This window comes from Ancylobacter novellus DSM 506 (assembly GCF_000092925.1).
GTDB lineage: Bacteria > Pseudomonadota > Alphaproteobacteria > Rhizobiales > Xanthobacteraceae > Ancylobacter > Ancylobacter novellus.
This window is the reverse complement of record NC_014217.1, coordinates 790,930-806,309: the sequence shown is the minus strand read 5'-3', so window position 1 is coordinate 806,309 and position 15,380 is coordinate 790,930. Positions and strand designations below refer to the sequence as shown.

At 68.2% G+C, this 15,380-nt stretch carries 16 protein-coding genes; 12 read left to right on the top strand and 4 right to left on the bottom strand.

The window, feature by feature from the left end:
* The first annotated feature begins 60 nt into the window (after window positions 1-60).
* The 3 genes from SNOV_RS03900 (at window position 61) to SNOV_RS03890 (ending at window position 3,312) form a co-directional block, all read left to right on the top strand.
* On the top strand, window positions 61-609 hold the full coding sequence (locus SNOV_RS03900; RefSeq protein ID WP_013165612.1) for a TetR/AcrR family transcriptional regulator: 549 nt from the start codon (window positions 61-63) through the stop codon (window positions 607-609).
* Between the two features lie 702 nt (window positions 610-1,311).
* The gene (locus tag SNOV_RS03895; RefSeq protein WP_013165611.1) at window positions 1,312-1,527 is read left to right on the top strand and encodes a hypothetical protein; all 216 of its coding nucleotides are present in this window, start codon (window positions 1,312-1,314) and stop codon (window positions 1,525-1,527) included.
* 57 nt (window positions 1,528-1,584) lie between these two features.
* Complete coding sequence (locus SNOV_RS03890) at window positions 1,585-3,312, top strand: recombinase family protein (RefSeq protein WP_013165610.1); 1,728 nt, start codon at window positions 1,585-1,587, stop codon at window positions 3,310-3,312.
* A gap of 103 nt (window positions 3,313-3,415) precedes the next feature.
* Here the strand turns inward: SNOV_RS03890 and SNOV_RS03885 are convergent, their stop codons facing one another.
* The 4 genes from SNOV_RS03885 to SNOV_RS03870 all read right to left on the bottom strand — a co-directional run bounded on the left by SNOV_RS03885 (window position 3,416) and on the right by SNOV_RS03870 (window position 7,553).
* Window positions 3,416-4,288 (bottom strand): energy transducer TonB family protein, encoded by an 873-nt coding sequence (locus SNOV_RS03885; RefSeq protein WP_013165609.1) that lies wholly within the window; start codon window positions 4,286-4,288, stop codon window positions 3,416-3,418.
* A complete protein-coding gene (exbD, locus tag SNOV_RS03880; protein WP_013165608.1) occupies window positions 4,285-4,824 on the bottom strand; it encodes a TonB system transport protein ExbD in 540 nt (179 codons plus the stop codon). The genes SNOV_RS03885 and exbD overlap by 4 nt, the downstream gene beginning before the upstream one ends.
* Before the next feature lie 6 nt (window positions 4,825-4,830).
* Window positions 4,831-5,904 (bottom strand): tonB-system energizer ExbB, encoded by a 1,074-nt coding sequence (exbB, locus tag SNOV_RS03875; protein WP_013165607.1) that lies wholly within the window; start codon window positions 5,902-5,904, stop codon window positions 4,831-4,833.
* 215 nt (window positions 5,905-6,119) lie between these two features.
* On the bottom strand, window positions 6,120-7,553 hold the full coding sequence (locus tag SNOV_RS03870) for an FAD-binding oxidoreductase (RefSeq protein ID WP_013165606.1): 1,434 nt from the start codon (window positions 7,551-7,553) through the stop codon (window positions 6,120-6,122).
* 52 nt (window positions 7,554-7,605) lie between these two features.
* On the opposite strand from SNOV_RS03870, the gene SNOV_RS03865 reads away from it, so the two are divergent.
* The 9 genes from SNOV_RS03865 to SNOV_RS03825 all read left to right on the top strand — a co-directional run bounded on the left by SNOV_RS03865 (window position 7,606) and on the right by SNOV_RS03825 (window position 15,019).
* Window positions 7,606-7,887: a type II toxin-antitoxin system ParD family antitoxin gene (locus SNOV_RS03865; RefSeq protein ID WP_013165605.1), complete on the top strand. Its 282-nt coding sequence runs from the start codon at window positions 7,606-7,608 to the stop codon at window positions 7,885-7,887.
* Window positions 7,877-8,185, top strand: coding sequence for a type II toxin-antitoxin system RelE/ParE family toxin (locus SNOV_RS03860; RefSeq protein ID WP_013165604.1), 309 nt, complete (start codon window positions 7,877-7,879; stop codon window positions 8,183-8,185). Before SNOV_RS03865 ends, SNOV_RS03860 begins: the two co-directional genes overlap by 11 nt.
* 46 nt (window positions 8,186-8,231) lie before the next feature.
* The gene (locus tag SNOV_RS03855; RefSeq protein ID WP_013165603.1) at window positions 8,232-10,040 is read left to right on the top strand and encodes an ABC-F family ATP-binding cassette domain-containing protein; all 1,809 of its coding nucleotides are present in this window, start codon (window positions 8,232-8,234) and stop codon (window positions 10,038-10,040) included.
* Window positions 10,037-10,843, top strand: a complete 807-nt coding sequence (locus SNOV_RS03850) for a TrmH family RNA methyltransferase (protein WP_013165602.1) — start codon at window positions 10,037-10,039, stop codon at window positions 10,841-10,843. The genes SNOV_RS03855 and SNOV_RS03850 overlap by 4 nt, the downstream gene beginning before the upstream one ends.
* 245 nt (window positions 10,844-11,088) lie before the next feature.
* A complete protein-coding gene (locus SNOV_RS03845; protein ID WP_013165601.1) occupies window positions 11,089-11,688 on the top strand; it encodes an amino acid kinase family protein in 600 nt (199 codons plus the stop codon).
* Window positions 11,685-12,248: a flavoprotein gene (locus SNOV_RS03840; protein WP_013165600.1), complete on the top strand. Its 564-nt coding sequence runs from the start codon at window positions 11,685-11,687 to the stop codon at window positions 12,246-12,248. Before SNOV_RS03845 ends, SNOV_RS03840 begins: the two co-directional genes overlap by 4 nt.
* Window positions 12,241-13,719, top strand: a complete 1,479-nt coding sequence (locus SNOV_RS03835; protein WP_013165599.1) for a DUF6513 domain-containing protein — start codon at window positions 12,241-12,243, stop codon at window positions 13,717-13,719. Before SNOV_RS03840 ends, SNOV_RS03835 begins: the two co-directional genes overlap by 8 nt.
* Entirely contained in the window at window positions 13,716-14,282 is a 567-nt protein-coding gene (locus tag SNOV_RS03830; RefSeq protein WP_013165598.1) for a DUF447 domain-containing protein, read from the top strand. Before SNOV_RS03835 ends, SNOV_RS03830 begins: the two co-directional genes overlap by 4 nt.
* A 5-nt stretch (window positions 14,283-14,287) precedes the next feature.
* Window positions 14,288-15,019 carry a (5-formylfuran-3-yl)methyl phosphate synthase gene (locus tag SNOV_RS03825; RefSeq protein WP_013165597.1) on the top strand — a complete coding sequence of 244 codons (732 nt, stop codon included), beginning with the start codon at window positions 14,288-14,290 and terminating at the stop codon, window positions 15,017-15,019.
* Window positions 15,020-15,380: the final 361 nt, after the last annotated feature.

The window sequence follows — 15,380 nt, the reverse complement described above, 5'->3', positions numbered from 1 at the left end:
TGAGCGTAAATATGATGACCATCATGTAAATGTCAACAGCCGTCGCGGAGAATATTGAAAATGAAGGTCAGCCGAGAACAGATGGCGGAAAACCGTCGCCGGATCCTGGATGTCGCCAGCCGGTTGTTCAAAGATAAGGGGGTTGAGGCGGTGAGCGTCGCAGAGGTGATGAAGGCTGCGGGCCTGACCCATGGCGGCTTCTACGGACACTTCAGCTCAAAGGACGATCTGGTGGCTCAGACGCTGGCGCATGCGCTTGCGGTAGACAGTTTTGGAGACGGCGAGTTCAGTGATTTCGTTCGGTCTTATCTGGCGCCTCGTCACCGGGATAATCCGGGCAACGGATGTCCGACGGCAGGTCTGGTCGCCGCTATTCGTCACCAGACGCCCGCGGCGAAAGCAGTGATGACCGAAGGTCTACGCGCCCAGATCGCGCGTATTGAGCAGGCGCTTCCAGACCAGGGTTCATCCGATACCCACCGCGCAGCGATAGCAAGCTGGGCAGCTATGGTGGGGGCAGTCATCCTGGCGAGAGCAGTCGACGATCCTCAATTGTCAGACGAGGTTCTTGAGCAGACGCGTGCATGGATCGATACCCGTGTTGGATAATTCGCGGGCAATCATGGAGTGCGCATTCAGAGCATCTGATCCGGTAGGTTGCGATAGGCCAGTTCAATGGGTCTAAACTGAGGTATCTGATCCATTGTCGGGCTATGCCAGACGATCTAGGCGCTCGCAGAGCTCAGCCGAGAGAAACAATTGATTTTAGAGCCATGAGATAAACGTCCGTTTTGAGGAAACGGTTCATCCCGCTGTAATGTCCGGGATGGCGGCGCAGAGCGGACCTTCGCGAGGGCGTGTCGAAAAGGCCGCATTAGGTCATAAACCTGCCGGGCTCCCTAAGCTCTCATCTCAAGGTCTGGAGGCCTGTACGCAGCGATCTGCGATCGCGACTGGCAACTTGAACGCATTGCGAGGCCATCGCGGTTGAGGGTCTCAGAGACGACACCACAGATGGGCACCGAGAGGCTTTGCCTCTTCTCTGCCCCAACCAGGCTTCCGCCCACCTTCCTCGCTTGGCTTGTGCAGGCGGTTCCCCGCGAAGCCTGTTTTCCCCCTCCATCTCCACCGCTCGCGCGACCCGGGGAAGCAGCAGGAGCTGCTTCGGCTTCGATGAGGAAGGTGGCCTGAGCATGTTGATCCGCCTTTGTGCAAGCCGTTGCACGCCAAGGTGCGACGGCCGTTCGAAGGGACTTTCTGGTGGCCTCTGTAGCCCGTTGAGTGTCGCCCATTCCTGGAACGGATGGGCACATGCGCGACTATCGCAAGCGTGGCGATCGGGTGGCAGCCGAGAAGATCGGCGGCATGGACCGGCACGCGACAATGGAAGGCCGGATCGATATGTCCGTGACCAGGCTCGCCCGGCTGATCGGCCGGCGCATGGCGCGCGAGATGTTCGAGGCGGATGAAGCAGATGATAGGACGGCGGCACCACTGACGGGCCGGAAGCGGTCCGGCGGGCCTTGAACGCCTGAATCAGCTGTGGCCAGATCATCATGACCGATGGGTTCGCAGGAGGCTTCCATGACACGCGTTGCGCTCTATGCCCGCTACTCCTCCGATAACCAGCGTGACGCCTCCATCGAAGACCAGCTTCGCCAGAGCCGGGATTATGCCGAGCGGCAGGGCTGGAGCGTGGTCGAGAGCTTCACCGACCGCGCCATCTCCGGCGCCTCGCTGATCCGCCCCGGCATCCAGAAGCTCATGGCCGATGTGCAGGGCGGCCGCTTCGATATCGTGCTGTCGGAAGCACTCGACCGCATCAGCCGGGACCAAGAGGATGTCGCCGCCGTCTATAAGCGCCTGCGCTTTGCCGGGGTGCAGCTGATCACCCTCTCCGAAGGCGAGATCAGCGAACTGCATGTCGGCCTAAAGGGCACGATGAATGCGCTGTTCCTGAAGGACCTGGCGCTGAAGACCCACCGGGGCATCCGCGGCCGGGTGGAAGCGGGCAAGCTCGGTGGCGGCAATGCCTATGGCTATCGCGTGATGAAGCAGCTCGATGCGAGGGGCGAGCCGATCCGCGGCGAGCGCGAGATCGTCGAAGACGAGGCCGAGATCGTCCGCCGCATCTTTCGTGAGTATGCGGCCGGCAAGGGCCCGCAGCGCATCGCCGCCGACTTGAACCGGAAGGGCATACCCGGCCCCACCGGCGGGCGCTGGTCCGACACCACCATCCGCGGCAATCGCGCCGTCGGCTCCGGCATCCTCAACTGCGAGCTCTATATCGGGATCATCCGCTGGAACCGGCAGCGTCGCCTCAAGGATCCCGCCACCGGATCACGGGTGATGCGAATGAACCCGCAGAGCTCCTGGGTGCGCAAGGAGGTCCCGGAGCTTCGCATCATCGACGACGCGTTGTGGGAAGCCGTCAAAGCCCGACAGACCGAACTGGGCGAGGTCTATAGGAAGAACATCGAGGGCGGCTTGAAGGCACTGGAACAAAGAGCCACCGCCAATGCGCTGAACGCCACCCACCGCCCGCGCACCATGCTGTCCGGCCTGATGTTCTGCGGGTGCTGTGAGCAACCCTATGTCCGCCGGGGTCAGGACCGCTATTGCTGCACCAGCCATCTGATGGGCACCGGCTGTACCAACAGCCGGACCGTCACAAGGGACAAGCTCGAGGAACGGGTGGTCAACGGCCTGAAGCACCGACTCATGGCACCTGACAAGGCGGCAGAAGCGATGCGGGCCTTTGCCGAGGAGACCAACCGGCTCAACCGGGAACGCCGAGCATCCAGCGAATCCGACCGGCAGGAGCTCGCCCAGGTCGAGACTGCTATCCGCGAGATCGTCGCCGTCATTGAGCAAGGCGGCTTCCACCGGGCGCTACTGGATCGGCTGACGGTTCTGGAAGCTAAGCAGGCCGAACTCCAGGAGAGCCTCGCCAGGGCTCCCGTTGACGTCCCCGATCTACACCCCAACATCGCCGAGCTCTATCGCCGCAAGGTCGAGAGGCTATCCGAGGCCCTCGATCATCCTGAGGATCGCTATGAGGCGATCGACGCCATTCGGCAACTCGTCACCCGCGTGGTGCTCACCCCCGGCGCCAAGCGTGGCGAGGTTCATGCCGTGCTGCATGGTGACATCGTCGCCATCGCCGACTGGGTATTGAAGGAAACAGAGCGGCCCCGCAAAGCTGGTCACCCCACCCACCGCGCCCACGCCCTCGCGCGAGTGTCGGAACCGGTTGAGGCACGGGCTTGGCCCGGGGATCCACGACTTGCCGGGCGCTCCAAGCGGTACTGAAGGCGTGGATGGCCGGGCCAAGCCCGGGGATGACGAAACTCCAGGCGTCCCGGTCGCGAATTACGGGTCCGACCCTCAGGATGAGGGCGCTCCAGTGGCTCCCCTACCGCCGTGTGAAATCCACCGGCACGGTGAAGTTGATCGTCCCGCCCGGCACTTCCGGCGGGGGCGGCGGCACGGGGGAGGCGCGGCGCACCATGGCGACCGCTTCCTGGTCGAAGCTGGCATTGCCCGACGAGCCGACCAGCCGCACGCCCAGCACCTGGCCCGAGCGGTTGATGGCGAAGGCCACCCGCGCCTTGCCGGTGCCGTTCTCGCCGGCCGGGAAACGCTTGAAGCGGTTGAGGTGCCCCATCAGCCGCGAGCGCCAGTTGGCCGGCGACCGGCTGCTCGACGAGGTCGCCCCGGCGCTCGGCGCGGCGATGCGGTCGGAGCGCGCGGCATCGAGCGCGGGCGCGGCGGCGGTGCGCGGCGCCGGCGGCTTGTCGCTCTTCTCCCGCTGCTTCGGCTTGGGCTTCGGCTTCGGGCGCTCCTTCGGCGGATCGGGCTTCTTCTCCGGCGGGGTGAGCTCGGCGGCGAGCGGCGGCGGGGGCGGCAGCGGCACCTCGATGTCGGGCGCCGGGCTCTCCGCCACCTCCGGCAGGGGGTCCTCCTGCTCGGGCATGGGCTCGGGCGGCGGCACGTCCTCGGCCTCGGCGAGCGGGTCCGGCGGCACCTCCTCCTCGATCTTCTCGGGGGCCTCCATCATCTCGGGGCCGGGTGGCGCCTCGGTGGGCTCGGCCTCCGGCGCCACCGGCATCTCCGCCAGCTCGATCATGATCGCCGCCGGCTCCTCCGCCGCGACGATGGGCGGCTCGCGCAGCATGTAGGCGAGCGCGCCGCCATGCACGACGAGCACGAGCGCGCCGCAGACGAGCCAGCCCCCGCCCTCGCGCAGCCGGTCGCGCGGGCCGCCTTTAAGCAGCAGCAGGCTCATGGAGCCGGAGCCGGCGCGGGAGAGGCGGCAGGAGCAGGAACGACGGGAGCGGCGGTTCCGGGCGTCGCGGCGGGCGGCGTAGCACGAGACGCGGTTCCCGGCGCGGGCGCCGGCTGCCCGGCCATCTCCAGCCCGACCAGCGCGATCTTGAGATAGCCGGCGGCGCGCAGGAGGTTCATCACCTCCATCAGCTCGCCATAGGCGACCATCTTGTCGGCGCGCAGGAAGATGCGGGTGTCGCGCTTGGTCTCGGTGGCACGGTCGAGCGTCACGCCCAGCATCTCGCGCACCACGTCCTCATTGCCGAGCGCGAGGCCGAGATCGCTCTTCACCGTGAGATAGACCGGCTTGTCCGGCCGCTGCTGCATCTGCGCATTGGAGGCCGGCAGGTCGACGGCGACGTCGACGGTCGAGAGCGGCGCCGCCACCATGAAGATGATCAGCAGCACCAGGATCACGTCGATGAACGGCGTGACGTTGATCTCGTGGTTCTCGACGAGATCGTCGCTGTCGCCGCTCTGCAGCTTCGCCGCCATGGCGCGCTACTCCGCCGCCGCCGTGGCGCGCAGCCGCGCCGCCTCGGCACGGTTGCCGCTGGCCCGCGCCGCGTCGCGCCGGTCGAGATCGCGCGAGAGCAGGCGTAGCACCTCGGCCGAGGCGTCGCCCAGCAGCAGGCGATAGCCCGACACCTGGCGCGAGAAGTGGTTGTAGATGACCACCGCCGGAATGGCGGCGACGAGGCCGATGGCGGTGGCGAGCAGCGCCTCGGCGATGCCCGGCGCCACCACGGCGAGGTTGGTGGTCTGCGCCTTCGAGATGCCGATGAAGGAATTCATGATGCCCCACACCGTGCCGAACAGGCCGACGAAGGGCGCGGTGGCGCCGATGGTGGCGAGCAGGCCGGTGCCGCGGGTGATGGCGCGTCCCGCCGCCACCTCGATGCGCGACAGCGAGATCGAGACCCGCTCCTTGATGCCGTCGGCCGGCAGGTCTCCCGAGCGCTTCACCTCGAGGAAGGTCGTCCTCAGCATGGCGCCGGCGGGGCCGGCGGGGCCGACGTCGCGCGCCTCCTCCAGCGAAGCCGCGCCGAGATAGCCCTTCAGCGCGCGGCGCAGCCGGCCCTTGGCGAAGGTCAGTTCGACCGACTTGGCGAGCCACACCGTCCAGGTCACCACCGAGGCGAAGGCGAGGCCGATCATCACCGCCTTCACGACCCAGTCGGCGGCCATGAACATGCCCCACGGCGACAGGTCATGCGGCAGCTGGGCGGAAACGGACGGGTCTTCGCCCTCGGCATGGACCTGCGTCGGGTCGGCGGGCACCGTGCCGTCGGCCGGGGCGGAGGAAGGATTGGCGGCATCCGGGGCAGCGCCCGTGGAGGGCATGACCGGCGGCACTAGCGGATCGGTGGCCTGCGGCACGCCCGGCGTCGACGGCGCGGCCTGCATCGGCGCCGGCTGGGTGGCCGTCGCGGGCGGGGGCGCCGAGGGCGTCGGCGCCGGCTGCTGCGCGAAGGCCGGCATCGCCGCCGGTACCAGCGCGGCACACAAGAGCGTGGCGGCGATCAGCGCGCTTAAGCTCCGGCGGTGCGGCAGGATTCGGCGAAATGTCAGCATGGCGGCTTTCCGATGTTCCGGTCGGCGGCCCGCCGCACGCGTCATGCGCAGACGTATCGGAGAGCCGGCCCGTCAATTACCGGCTTCCATAAACCCGCAAAGGCGCGGTCGACAATATCAAAAAGCCCGAATTCGCAAATGTAGAACGCTTCGAAACAGCGAATACACTCGCGAATTCTAGTTTGTGATCATTCTAGACTGGTAGATATTGTCGACTACGAACCGATCACCTTGCCCGGATTGAGCAGCCCCGCCGGATCGAGCGCCGCCTTCAGCCGGTGCATCAGGTCGAGCCCGACAGCATCTGCGTAATGCGCCAGCTCCTCGCGCTTGAGGATGCCGATGCCGTGCTCGGCGGCGATGGAGCCGTCCATCGCGACCACGATGTCGTGGACGATGCGGTTGAAGGTCTCCCACTCCGCGAGGAAGGCGGCCTTCTCCATGCCGACCGGCTGGCTGAGGTTGAAGTGGATGTTGCCGTCGCCGACATGGCCGAACGGACAGGGCCGCAGCCCCGGCATGGCCGCGAGGCAGGCGGCCAGCGCCTGCTCCATGAATTCCGGCACGCGCGAGACCGGCACCGAGACGTCGTGCTTGATCGAGCCGCCCTCGTGCTTCTGCGCCTCCGACATGTCCTCGCGCAGCCGCCACATGTTCGCCGCCTGTGCTTCCGAGGTAGCGATCACCCCGTCGAGCACCTCGCCCGCCTCCATGGCGGCGCCGAGCGTCGTCTCCATCAGCGTGCCGAGGTCGAAGGCGCGAGTCGGGGCGGAAAGCTCGGCCAGCACATACCAGTCATAGGTGTCGCGCAGCGGGCGCACCGTGCCGGGCATGTGCTTCAGCACGGTCTCGACGCCGAAGGAGGCCATCAATTCGAAGGTGGTCAGCGCGTCCCCCGCCTCGCCGCGCAGCCGCTTGAGCAAGGCGAGCGCCGACGCCGGATCCGGCACGGCGAGGAAGGCGGTCGAGCGCTGGGCGGGCTTGGGGAACAGCTTCAGCACGGCGGCAGTGATGATCCCGAGCGTGCCCTCGGTGCCGAGGAAGAGCGGCTTCAGGTCGTAGCCCGCATTGTTCTTGCGCAGGCGCTTCAGCCCGTTCCACACCCGGCCGTCGGCCAGCACCACCTCCAGCCCGAGCACCAGCTCGCGCGCATTGCCGTAGCGCAGCACGGCGGTGCCGCCGGCATTGGTCGAGAGGTTGCCGCCGATGCGGCAGGAACCCTGCGAGGCGATGTGCAGGGGAAACAGGCAGTCCACCGCCTCCGCCGCGTGGTGGATGGTGTCGAGGATCACGCCCGCCTCGACCGTCATCGTCATGTCGACGGGATCGACATTTCGGATGCGGTCGAGCCGCTGCAGCGACATCAGCACCTGCCCGAACGGCATCTGCCCGCCGACCAGCCCGGTATTGCCGCCCTGCGGCACGATGGGAACGCCGGCGCGGGCGCAGGCCTCGACGATGAAGGCGACTTCCTCGGTCGAGCCCGGCCGCAGCACGGCGGGCGCCTGCCCGTGATAGAGCCCGCGCTCCTCGTTGAGATAGGGCGCCATGTCGGCGGACCCGGTGAGCACATGCTGCGCGCCGATGCGCTGGGCGATGGAGGCGAGGAGGGCGTCGAGGGAGGAAGATGCGAGATTCATTGAGGTCATGACCGTTCCGCGGTATGAATAATTCATACCGATATCGCGCCGGAGGAAATCCATGGCAACCGCCGAGAAGCGCACCTTCAGTCTGCCACGCGAGCAGGCGGAATTCATAGACAGGCTCGTCTCGACCGGCACCTATGCCAGCGGCAGCGAAGTCATCCGCGCCGGCCTGCGCGCCCTGCAGGAGCGCGACGCGGCGGTCGAGCGCTGGCTGCGCGAAGAGGTGGTGCCGGTGGTCGACGAGATGCGTGCTCACCCGGAACGGGGCCTGACCGCGGACGAGGTGTTCGACAAGATTCGCGCCCTCCACGCCGCGGACATTGCCGGTGACCTATAGGATTATCTTCTCGCCGGAAGCGGAAGAAGATCTGATCGGCATATATCGTTTTGTCTCCCAGCGCTCAGGCAGGGATCTGGCGCTTGGCTATGTTCAACGCATCGAAGCCTATTGCCGTGGATTTGCCACCTTTCCGAAGAGAGGCACCTGCCGGGACGACCTCGCCCCCAATACCCGTCTCGTCGGCTTCGAACGGCGGGTGATGATCGCCTTCCACATCGACGGCGATCTCGTCGTTTTCGACCGGATCCTCTATGGCGGGCGCTCGCTCGACCGGCTGAGCGACGACGAGGACTGACCATCCTCCCCTTGCCCGCCGCCCGCGCATCCCCTATCCCCGCGCCATGGCGCCACCTCTTCTCCTTTTGCAGGACACACGGCTCACCTTCGGCGGCACGCCGCTGCTGGAGGGGGCGGAGCTTTCCGTCTCCCAGGGCGAGCGCGTCGGCCTCGTCGGCCGCAACGGCTCGGGCAAGTCGACGCTGCTGAAGATCGCTGCCGGCCTCGTGCAGGCGGATGGCGGCACGCGCTTCGTGCAGCCCAGCGCGACGGTGCGCTACCTGCCGCAGGAGCCGGACCTGTCGGGCTTTCCCACCACCCTCGCCTATGTCGAGGCCGGCATGGGGCCGGGCGATCAGGACTATCGCGCGCGCTATCTGCTGGAGCAGCTCGGCCTCACCGGCGAGGAGAGCCCCGCCAGCCTCTCCGGCGGCGAGGCCCGCCGCGCCGCGCTCGCCCGTGTGCTGGCGCCCGAGCCGGACATCCTTCTGCTCGACGAGCCGACCAACCATCTCGACCTGCCGGCCATCGAATGGCTGGAGAGCGAGATCGCCTCCACCCGCTCGGCGCTGGTGCTGATCAGCCACGACCGGCGCTTCCTCGAAGACCTCACCCGCGCCACGGTCTGGCTCGACCGCGGCCGCACGCGGCGCATGGAGCGCGGCTTCAGGTTCTTCGAGGAATGGCGCGACCAGGTCTTGGAGGAGGAGGAGCGCGAGCACCACAAGCTCGCCCGGCAGATCGTCGCCGAGGAGCACTGGATGCGCTACGGCGTCACCGCCCGGCGCAAGCGCAACATGCGCCGCGTCGGCGAGCTGGCCGAGATGCGCAAGCAGTACCGCGAGCACCGCCGGGCGCTCGGCACCGTCACGCTGTCCTCCACGGACGCCGAGACCTCCGGCAAGCTGGTGATCGAGGCCGAGCGCATCGCCAAGGCTTATGACGGCCGCGCGATCGTCCGCGACTTCTCCATCCGCATCCAGCGCGGCGATTGCATCGGCATCGTCGGCCCGAACGGCGCCGGCAAGACCACGCTGCTGAAGATGCTCACCGGCGAGCTGGCGCCCGACAGCGGCACGATCAAGCTCGGCACCAATATCGAGATGGCGACGCTCGACCAGCGCCGCGCCAAGCTCGACCCCGCCCGCTCGGTGCGCGACACGCTGACCGAGGGGCGCGGCGACCAGGTGTTCATCGGCGGCAATCCGCGCCACGTCATCGGCTACATGAAGGACTTCCTGTTCACGCCCGAGCAGGCCGGCACGCCGGTCGCCTCGCTCTCGGGCGGCGAGCGCGGGCGGCTGCTGCTCGCCTGCGCGCTGGCGCAGGCCTCGAACCTGCTGGTGCTCGACGAGCCCACCAACGACCTCGACCTCGAGACGCTCGACCTGCTGGAAGAGATGATCGACGACTATGCCGGCACGGTGCTGCTGGTCAGCCACGACCGTGACTTCCTCGACCGCACGGTGACCGCGACCATCGTCTTCGAGGGCGACGGAACGTGGGCGGTCTATGCCGGCGGCTATTCCGACATGGTCGCCCAGCGGGGCCAGGGCGTCACCGCGCGCACGGTCGACAGGCCGAAGGCCGAGAAGACGGAAGCCGCGCCCGCTGCGGCTGCGACGCCGACGTCGAAGCGCAAGCTCTCCTTCAAGGAGAAGCACGCGCTGGAACAGCTGCCCAAGCAGATCGCCGCGCTGGAAGAAGAGATCGCCAGGCTCGCCCACAAGATGCAGGCGCCGGACTTCTACACCAAGGACCCGGCCGGCTTCGCCAAGACCTCCGCGGCGCTGGAGGCGAAGCACGCCGAGCTGTCGAAAGCCGAGGAGCAGTGGCTGGAGCTGGAGATGCTGCGCGAGGAACTGGGGGCGTGAGCCGCCTCATTCCCCTCGCCTCGCCGGACGACCCGCGCATCGACGCCTATCGCGTGATCAAGGAGCGCGACCTCGTCGGGCGCGGCGGGCGGTTCATCGTCGAGGGGCGGACCGTGCTCGACGTCGCGCTCTCAGCCCGCAACCGCTTCGCGCTGGAATCCCTGCTGCTGGCCGAGAGCCGCGTGCATGCGCTCACCGATCTGCTGGCGCAGGCGCCCGACGACCTGCCGATCTACACCGCCGCGCAGCCGATCCTCGACGGCATCACCGGCTTCCACATCCATCGCGGCCTGCTCGGCGTCGGGCTGCGCGGCGAGATGCCGTCCATGGCGGATCTCGTCGCCTCGCTGCCGGACGAGGCGCTGGTCGTGGTGCCGCTCGGCATCACCAACCACGACAATGTCGGCGGCATCATGCGCAACGCCGCCGCCTTCGGCGCCGATGCGGCGCTGTTCGACTTCGCCTCCTGCGACCCGCTCTACCGCAAGGCCATCCGCGTCTCCGTCGGCGGCAGCCTCGTCGTGCCCTTCGCCCGCGAGGGATCGGCCGAAGCGATCCTCGACCTGCTCGCCGCCCACGGCTTCGAACTGCTGGCGCTGAGCCCGGCCGGCGAGGCGACGCTCGGCGGCATCGAACGGCCGAAACGGGCGGCGCTGCTGCTCGGCGCGGAAGGTCCGGGACTGCCCGATCATGTGCTCGCCCGGGCCCGCACGGTGCGCATTCCGATGAAGGCCGGCTTCGATTCCCTCAACGTCGCCACGACGAGCGGTATCGCGCTGCACGCGCTGGCCGGCGGCGGATAACGCGCGCGTGAGCGGTCGAATCAGGCCTCGACAACGGCCCCGACCCGGCGCATGATTCGTAGACTTGATACAGGCGGGTTGCCGTCTGACTGATCGTCACCTTGTCATGGCCCGAGGCTCCGCTTCGGGCCTTTTTCTATCCGCCGCCGTCCCTCGTGCGGCAGATTGTGCCGGTATTACCGGAGCTTGCGCGGTTTGCGCGGCCGGGCGTTTGGCGTAGCCTGCGGCCGAACGGAACGGAACCCATGCCGCAAACCCAGCCACTCCCCGAGATCGTCAAGCTCGGTGGCAGCCTCGTCAGCCATCCGCGCCTGACGGCGCTGCTCTCCGCCCTCGCCCGCCGCGGCGCGCCGCTGGTCCTCGTCACTGGGGGCGGGCCGCTGGCGGACGGCGTGCGGGCGCTACAGCCGCGGCTCGGCTTGAGCGACGCCGCCTGCCATCGCATGGCCATCCTCGCCATGGAACAGACCGCCCTCGCCTTCGCCGATATCGCGCCCGGCCTCATGCTGGCCGACACGCCCGAGGCTATCGTCGATGCCCATGCGCAGGGCCGTGCCGCGCTTTGGGCACCGGCGCGCATGGCACTCGCGGCAAGGGAGCTGCCGGAAAGCTGGGACCTCACCTCGGACAGCCTTGCCGCCTGGCTGGCGGTCGAGATCGGCGCCGCGCGGCTGACGCTGGTGAAATCCGCCCCCGCGCCGGGACCGGCACCCGCCGACTGGGCGGCATCGGGCCTGGTCGATCCGCTGTTCCCCTCCTTCGCCGCGCATGTCACCGGTGCGGTCGAAATTGTCACCATTGATGCCATGGTGGCATCGCCGGGTCGCGGGAGCCTCGCGGCATGAGCGCGACCAAGGGTGCTTACCCGCGCTGGGCCTGGGCGCTGACCGGCTCGGGGCATTTCTTCACCGAGTCCATCGCGCTGATCAAATCGCTCGATGCCGTCGACCTGTTCGTCTCCAAAGCGGCGGACGAGGTGCTGCGCATGTACAAGCAGGAGCTGCCCGAGGGCACCCGCATCTTCAAGGAGACGACGGCCAGTTCGGCGCCGGTCGGGCGCTTCTATGAGGGGCTCTACCACACGCTGGTGGTCTCGCCCGCCTCGTCCAACACGGTGGCGAAGGCGGTGTTCGGCATCTCCGATACGCTGGTGACCAATTGCTTCGCGCAGGCCGGCAAGTGCCGGGTGCATGCGATCGTCTTCGCCTGCGACACCGCGCCGGAGATGATCACCATGGCGCCCAAGGGGCCGGTGCCGGTCTATCCGCGCCGCATCGACCTGGAAAACACCGCCAAGCTCAAGGAGTTCGACGACACTACCGTCGTCGAGTCCATCGAGGATCTGGAAGAGGCCATCGCCGCGCGGCGCCGGCTGGTGGCGGAAAAGGCCGCCGCCCATGGCTGACGAGCCCGCACCGACAGACAAGCGGCCGGAGCGGATCGCGTTCATCACCGGCTCGCTGGCCGAGCCGCGGCTGACCAAGATCGCCGACGAGATCGCCGACGAGGCGGTCGAGCCGGTGGTGGTCAATGTCGGGGTCAAGGTCGCCGCGCTGATGACGGCCGAGATCGTCGAGCGGCGGCTGAAGCTGCCGGCGGGGACCGACCGGGTGCTGATGCCCGGCCGCTTCCGCGGCGACCTCGACCGGCTGGAGCGGTCCTTCGGCGTGCCCTTCAGCCGCGGCCCGGACGAGATGGCCGACATCCCCGACTATTTCGGCCAGCGCCGCCGCGCGGTGGATCTTTCCGCGCATGACGTGACCATCTTCGCCGAGATCGTCGACGCGACGACGCTCGACATCGAGGGCATCCTCGCCCGCGCCCGGCATCTCAAGGGCGAAGGGGCGGATGTCATCGACCTCGGCTGCATGCCGGACACGGAATTCCCGCATCTGGAAGAGGCCATCGCCGCGCTGCATGGCGAGGGGCTGAAGGTCAGCGTCGACAGTTTCGACCTCACCGAACTCTCTCGCGCCACCCGCGCCGGCGCCGATTTCCTGCTCAGCCTCAACGAGGACAACCTCGCCATCGCCGAGGAAGGCCCGGCAGTGCCGGTGCTGGTGCCCGCGAAGCAGGGCGATCTCGATTCTCTCGCCCGCGCCATCGACGCCTGCATCGAGAAGGGCCAGCCCTTCTACGCCGACCCGATCCTCGACCCGATCCATTACGGCTTCACGGCGTCCGTGGTGCGTTATGCCGAGCTGCGCCGGCGCTACCCGAACATCCCCATCCTCATGGGCATCGGCAACGTCACCGAGCTGACCGACGCCGACACCACCGGCATCAATGCCTTGTTGATGGGGATGATCTCGGAGTTGCACATCACCGCCGTTCTCGCCGTGCAGGTGAGCCCGCATTGCCGCACGGCGGTGCGCGAGTTCGACCGCGCGCGGCGCGAATTCTACGCCGCACGGCAGGCCGGCGCGCTACCGCAGGGTTTCGGCGCCGGGCTGATGGCCTTGCGCGACCGCCGCCCCTATGCCGCCACGCCCGAAGAGATCGCCGCCCTCGCGAGCGAGGTGAAGGACCGCAATTTCCGCATCGACGTCACCGAGGACGGCATCCACATCTACAATCGCGACGGCCACCACATCGCGTCCGATCCCTTCGCGCTGTTCCCGAACCTGAAGGTCGAGGATGACGGCGCCCACGCCTTCTATCTCGGCGTGGAAACCGCCCGCGCGGAGATCGCCTACAAGCTCGGCAAGCGCTATGCGCAGGACGAGGGCCTGAAATGGGGCGTCGCCGGCGAGGTGGCCGGCAGTCCCGAGGAGGCGCATCGTTTGACTTTCAAGCAGGCCGGCACGACGTTGCAGGCGAACAAGGACCGGCAGGAAAAGGCCGGCGAGACCGAAGCCGGAAAGGCGTCCGAATGATCCGCGAGACCATCGTCACCACCCGCTCGCCCGAGGGCGTGCCGCACATCGCGCCGATGGGCGCGACGGTGATCGAGGGCGGCTATCTGCTCCAGCCCTTCCGCCCCTCGCGCACGCTGGACAACCTCGCCTCCACCCGCATCGCCGTGGTCAATTTCACCGACGACGTGCGCATCTTCGCCGCCTGCGTCATCGGCCGGAAGCTCAATGTCGACGTCACCCCCGCGACCCGCATCAAGTGCCCGCGCCTGCTCGGCGCGCTGGCGCATGACGAGATCGTGGTCGACCGCATAGAGGACGACCCGCAGCGCCCGCGCTTCTTCTGCCGCACCCATTTCGGCGAGGCGCATCACCGCTTCGAGGGGCTGAACCGCGCCAAGGCGGCGGTGCTGGAGGCCGCCGTGCTGGTCAGTCGCCTGTCCATGCTGCCGGACGACAAGGTCGACCAGGAGATGGCCTATCACGCCATCGCCGTGGAGAAGACCGCCGGGCCGGAGGAACTGGAAGCCTGGGGCTGGATGGTCGAGGCCGTCGCCGAGCACCGGCGCAAGCGCGCCTCGTGAGCACGATGAGCGAGACCCCGCCCGGCCTGCTCGCCAGCGTCGCCGACCTCCACGAGATGGAGCTGGCGCGCGCGGGCGGCGCCGACATCGTCGATCTCAAGCAGCCGGCCTTCGGCGCGCTGGGCGCCTGGAGCCAGGACGCGCTCACCGCCGCCGTCATGCTGTGGAACGCCTGGGGCGTCCAGCTCGGCGAGCACACCCGCCCGGCGCTGAGCGCCACCGCCGGCGACCAGCCCATGGTGCCGGCGCTGATCCGCGCCGCCGCCGAGCGGGTGGCGGAGGCCGGCGTACCGATCGTCAAGGTCGGGCTGTTCGCCTCCAAGCACACCAATGAGTGCATCGAGGCCCTGGCGCCGCTGGCCGGTCGCGCGCGGGTCATCGGCGTGCTGTTCGCCGACGAGGCGCCGGATTTCGGCATCCTCGCCGCGCTCGGCCGTGCCGGCTTCGCCGGGGTGATGATCGACACCGCCGACAAGAAGGCGGGGCCGCTGACCGCGCATCTCGACCCGCTCACCCTCGGCCAGTTCGTCGCCGAGGCCCGCCGGCATGGGCTGATCACCGGCCTCGCCGGCTCGCTGCGGCTGGAGGACATCCCGGCGCTGATCGGCGTCGGCGCCGACTATCTCGGCTTCCGTGGCGCCCTCTGCGAGGGCGGGCGCACCGGCACGCTCGACCCGATGCGGCTCGGCCAGGTCTATGCGCGCCTGCGCGAACCGACGGATTCATCGCGGGCATAACCCTCCCCCGTCATCCCGGCCGAAGCGAAGCGGAGAGTCGGGATCGCGTGCCGATCTCTCTCCCGAAAGCGATCCCGGATCGGTCCTGTCGGATCGTCCGGGATGACGGCTGGAGGGATAGCCATGACGCGCCTTTCCGGCACATGCGCCGCAGCTTGACTTTACCATCCGCGAGGTCCATCTCGGCGGTGCTGCCGGTGTCACGGCGGCGAGATCGGAATCCCCTAACCATGCCCAGCGACAGTTACAGTCGATTGTCCGGCCGGCGGCGGCCGGCGCTCTGAGCCGACCGCGGGCTTGACCTGGGAAATCGGCTCTCTGCGCCCGCCTCCGAAGGCCGGACGTCGGAAAGAGAGCCGAA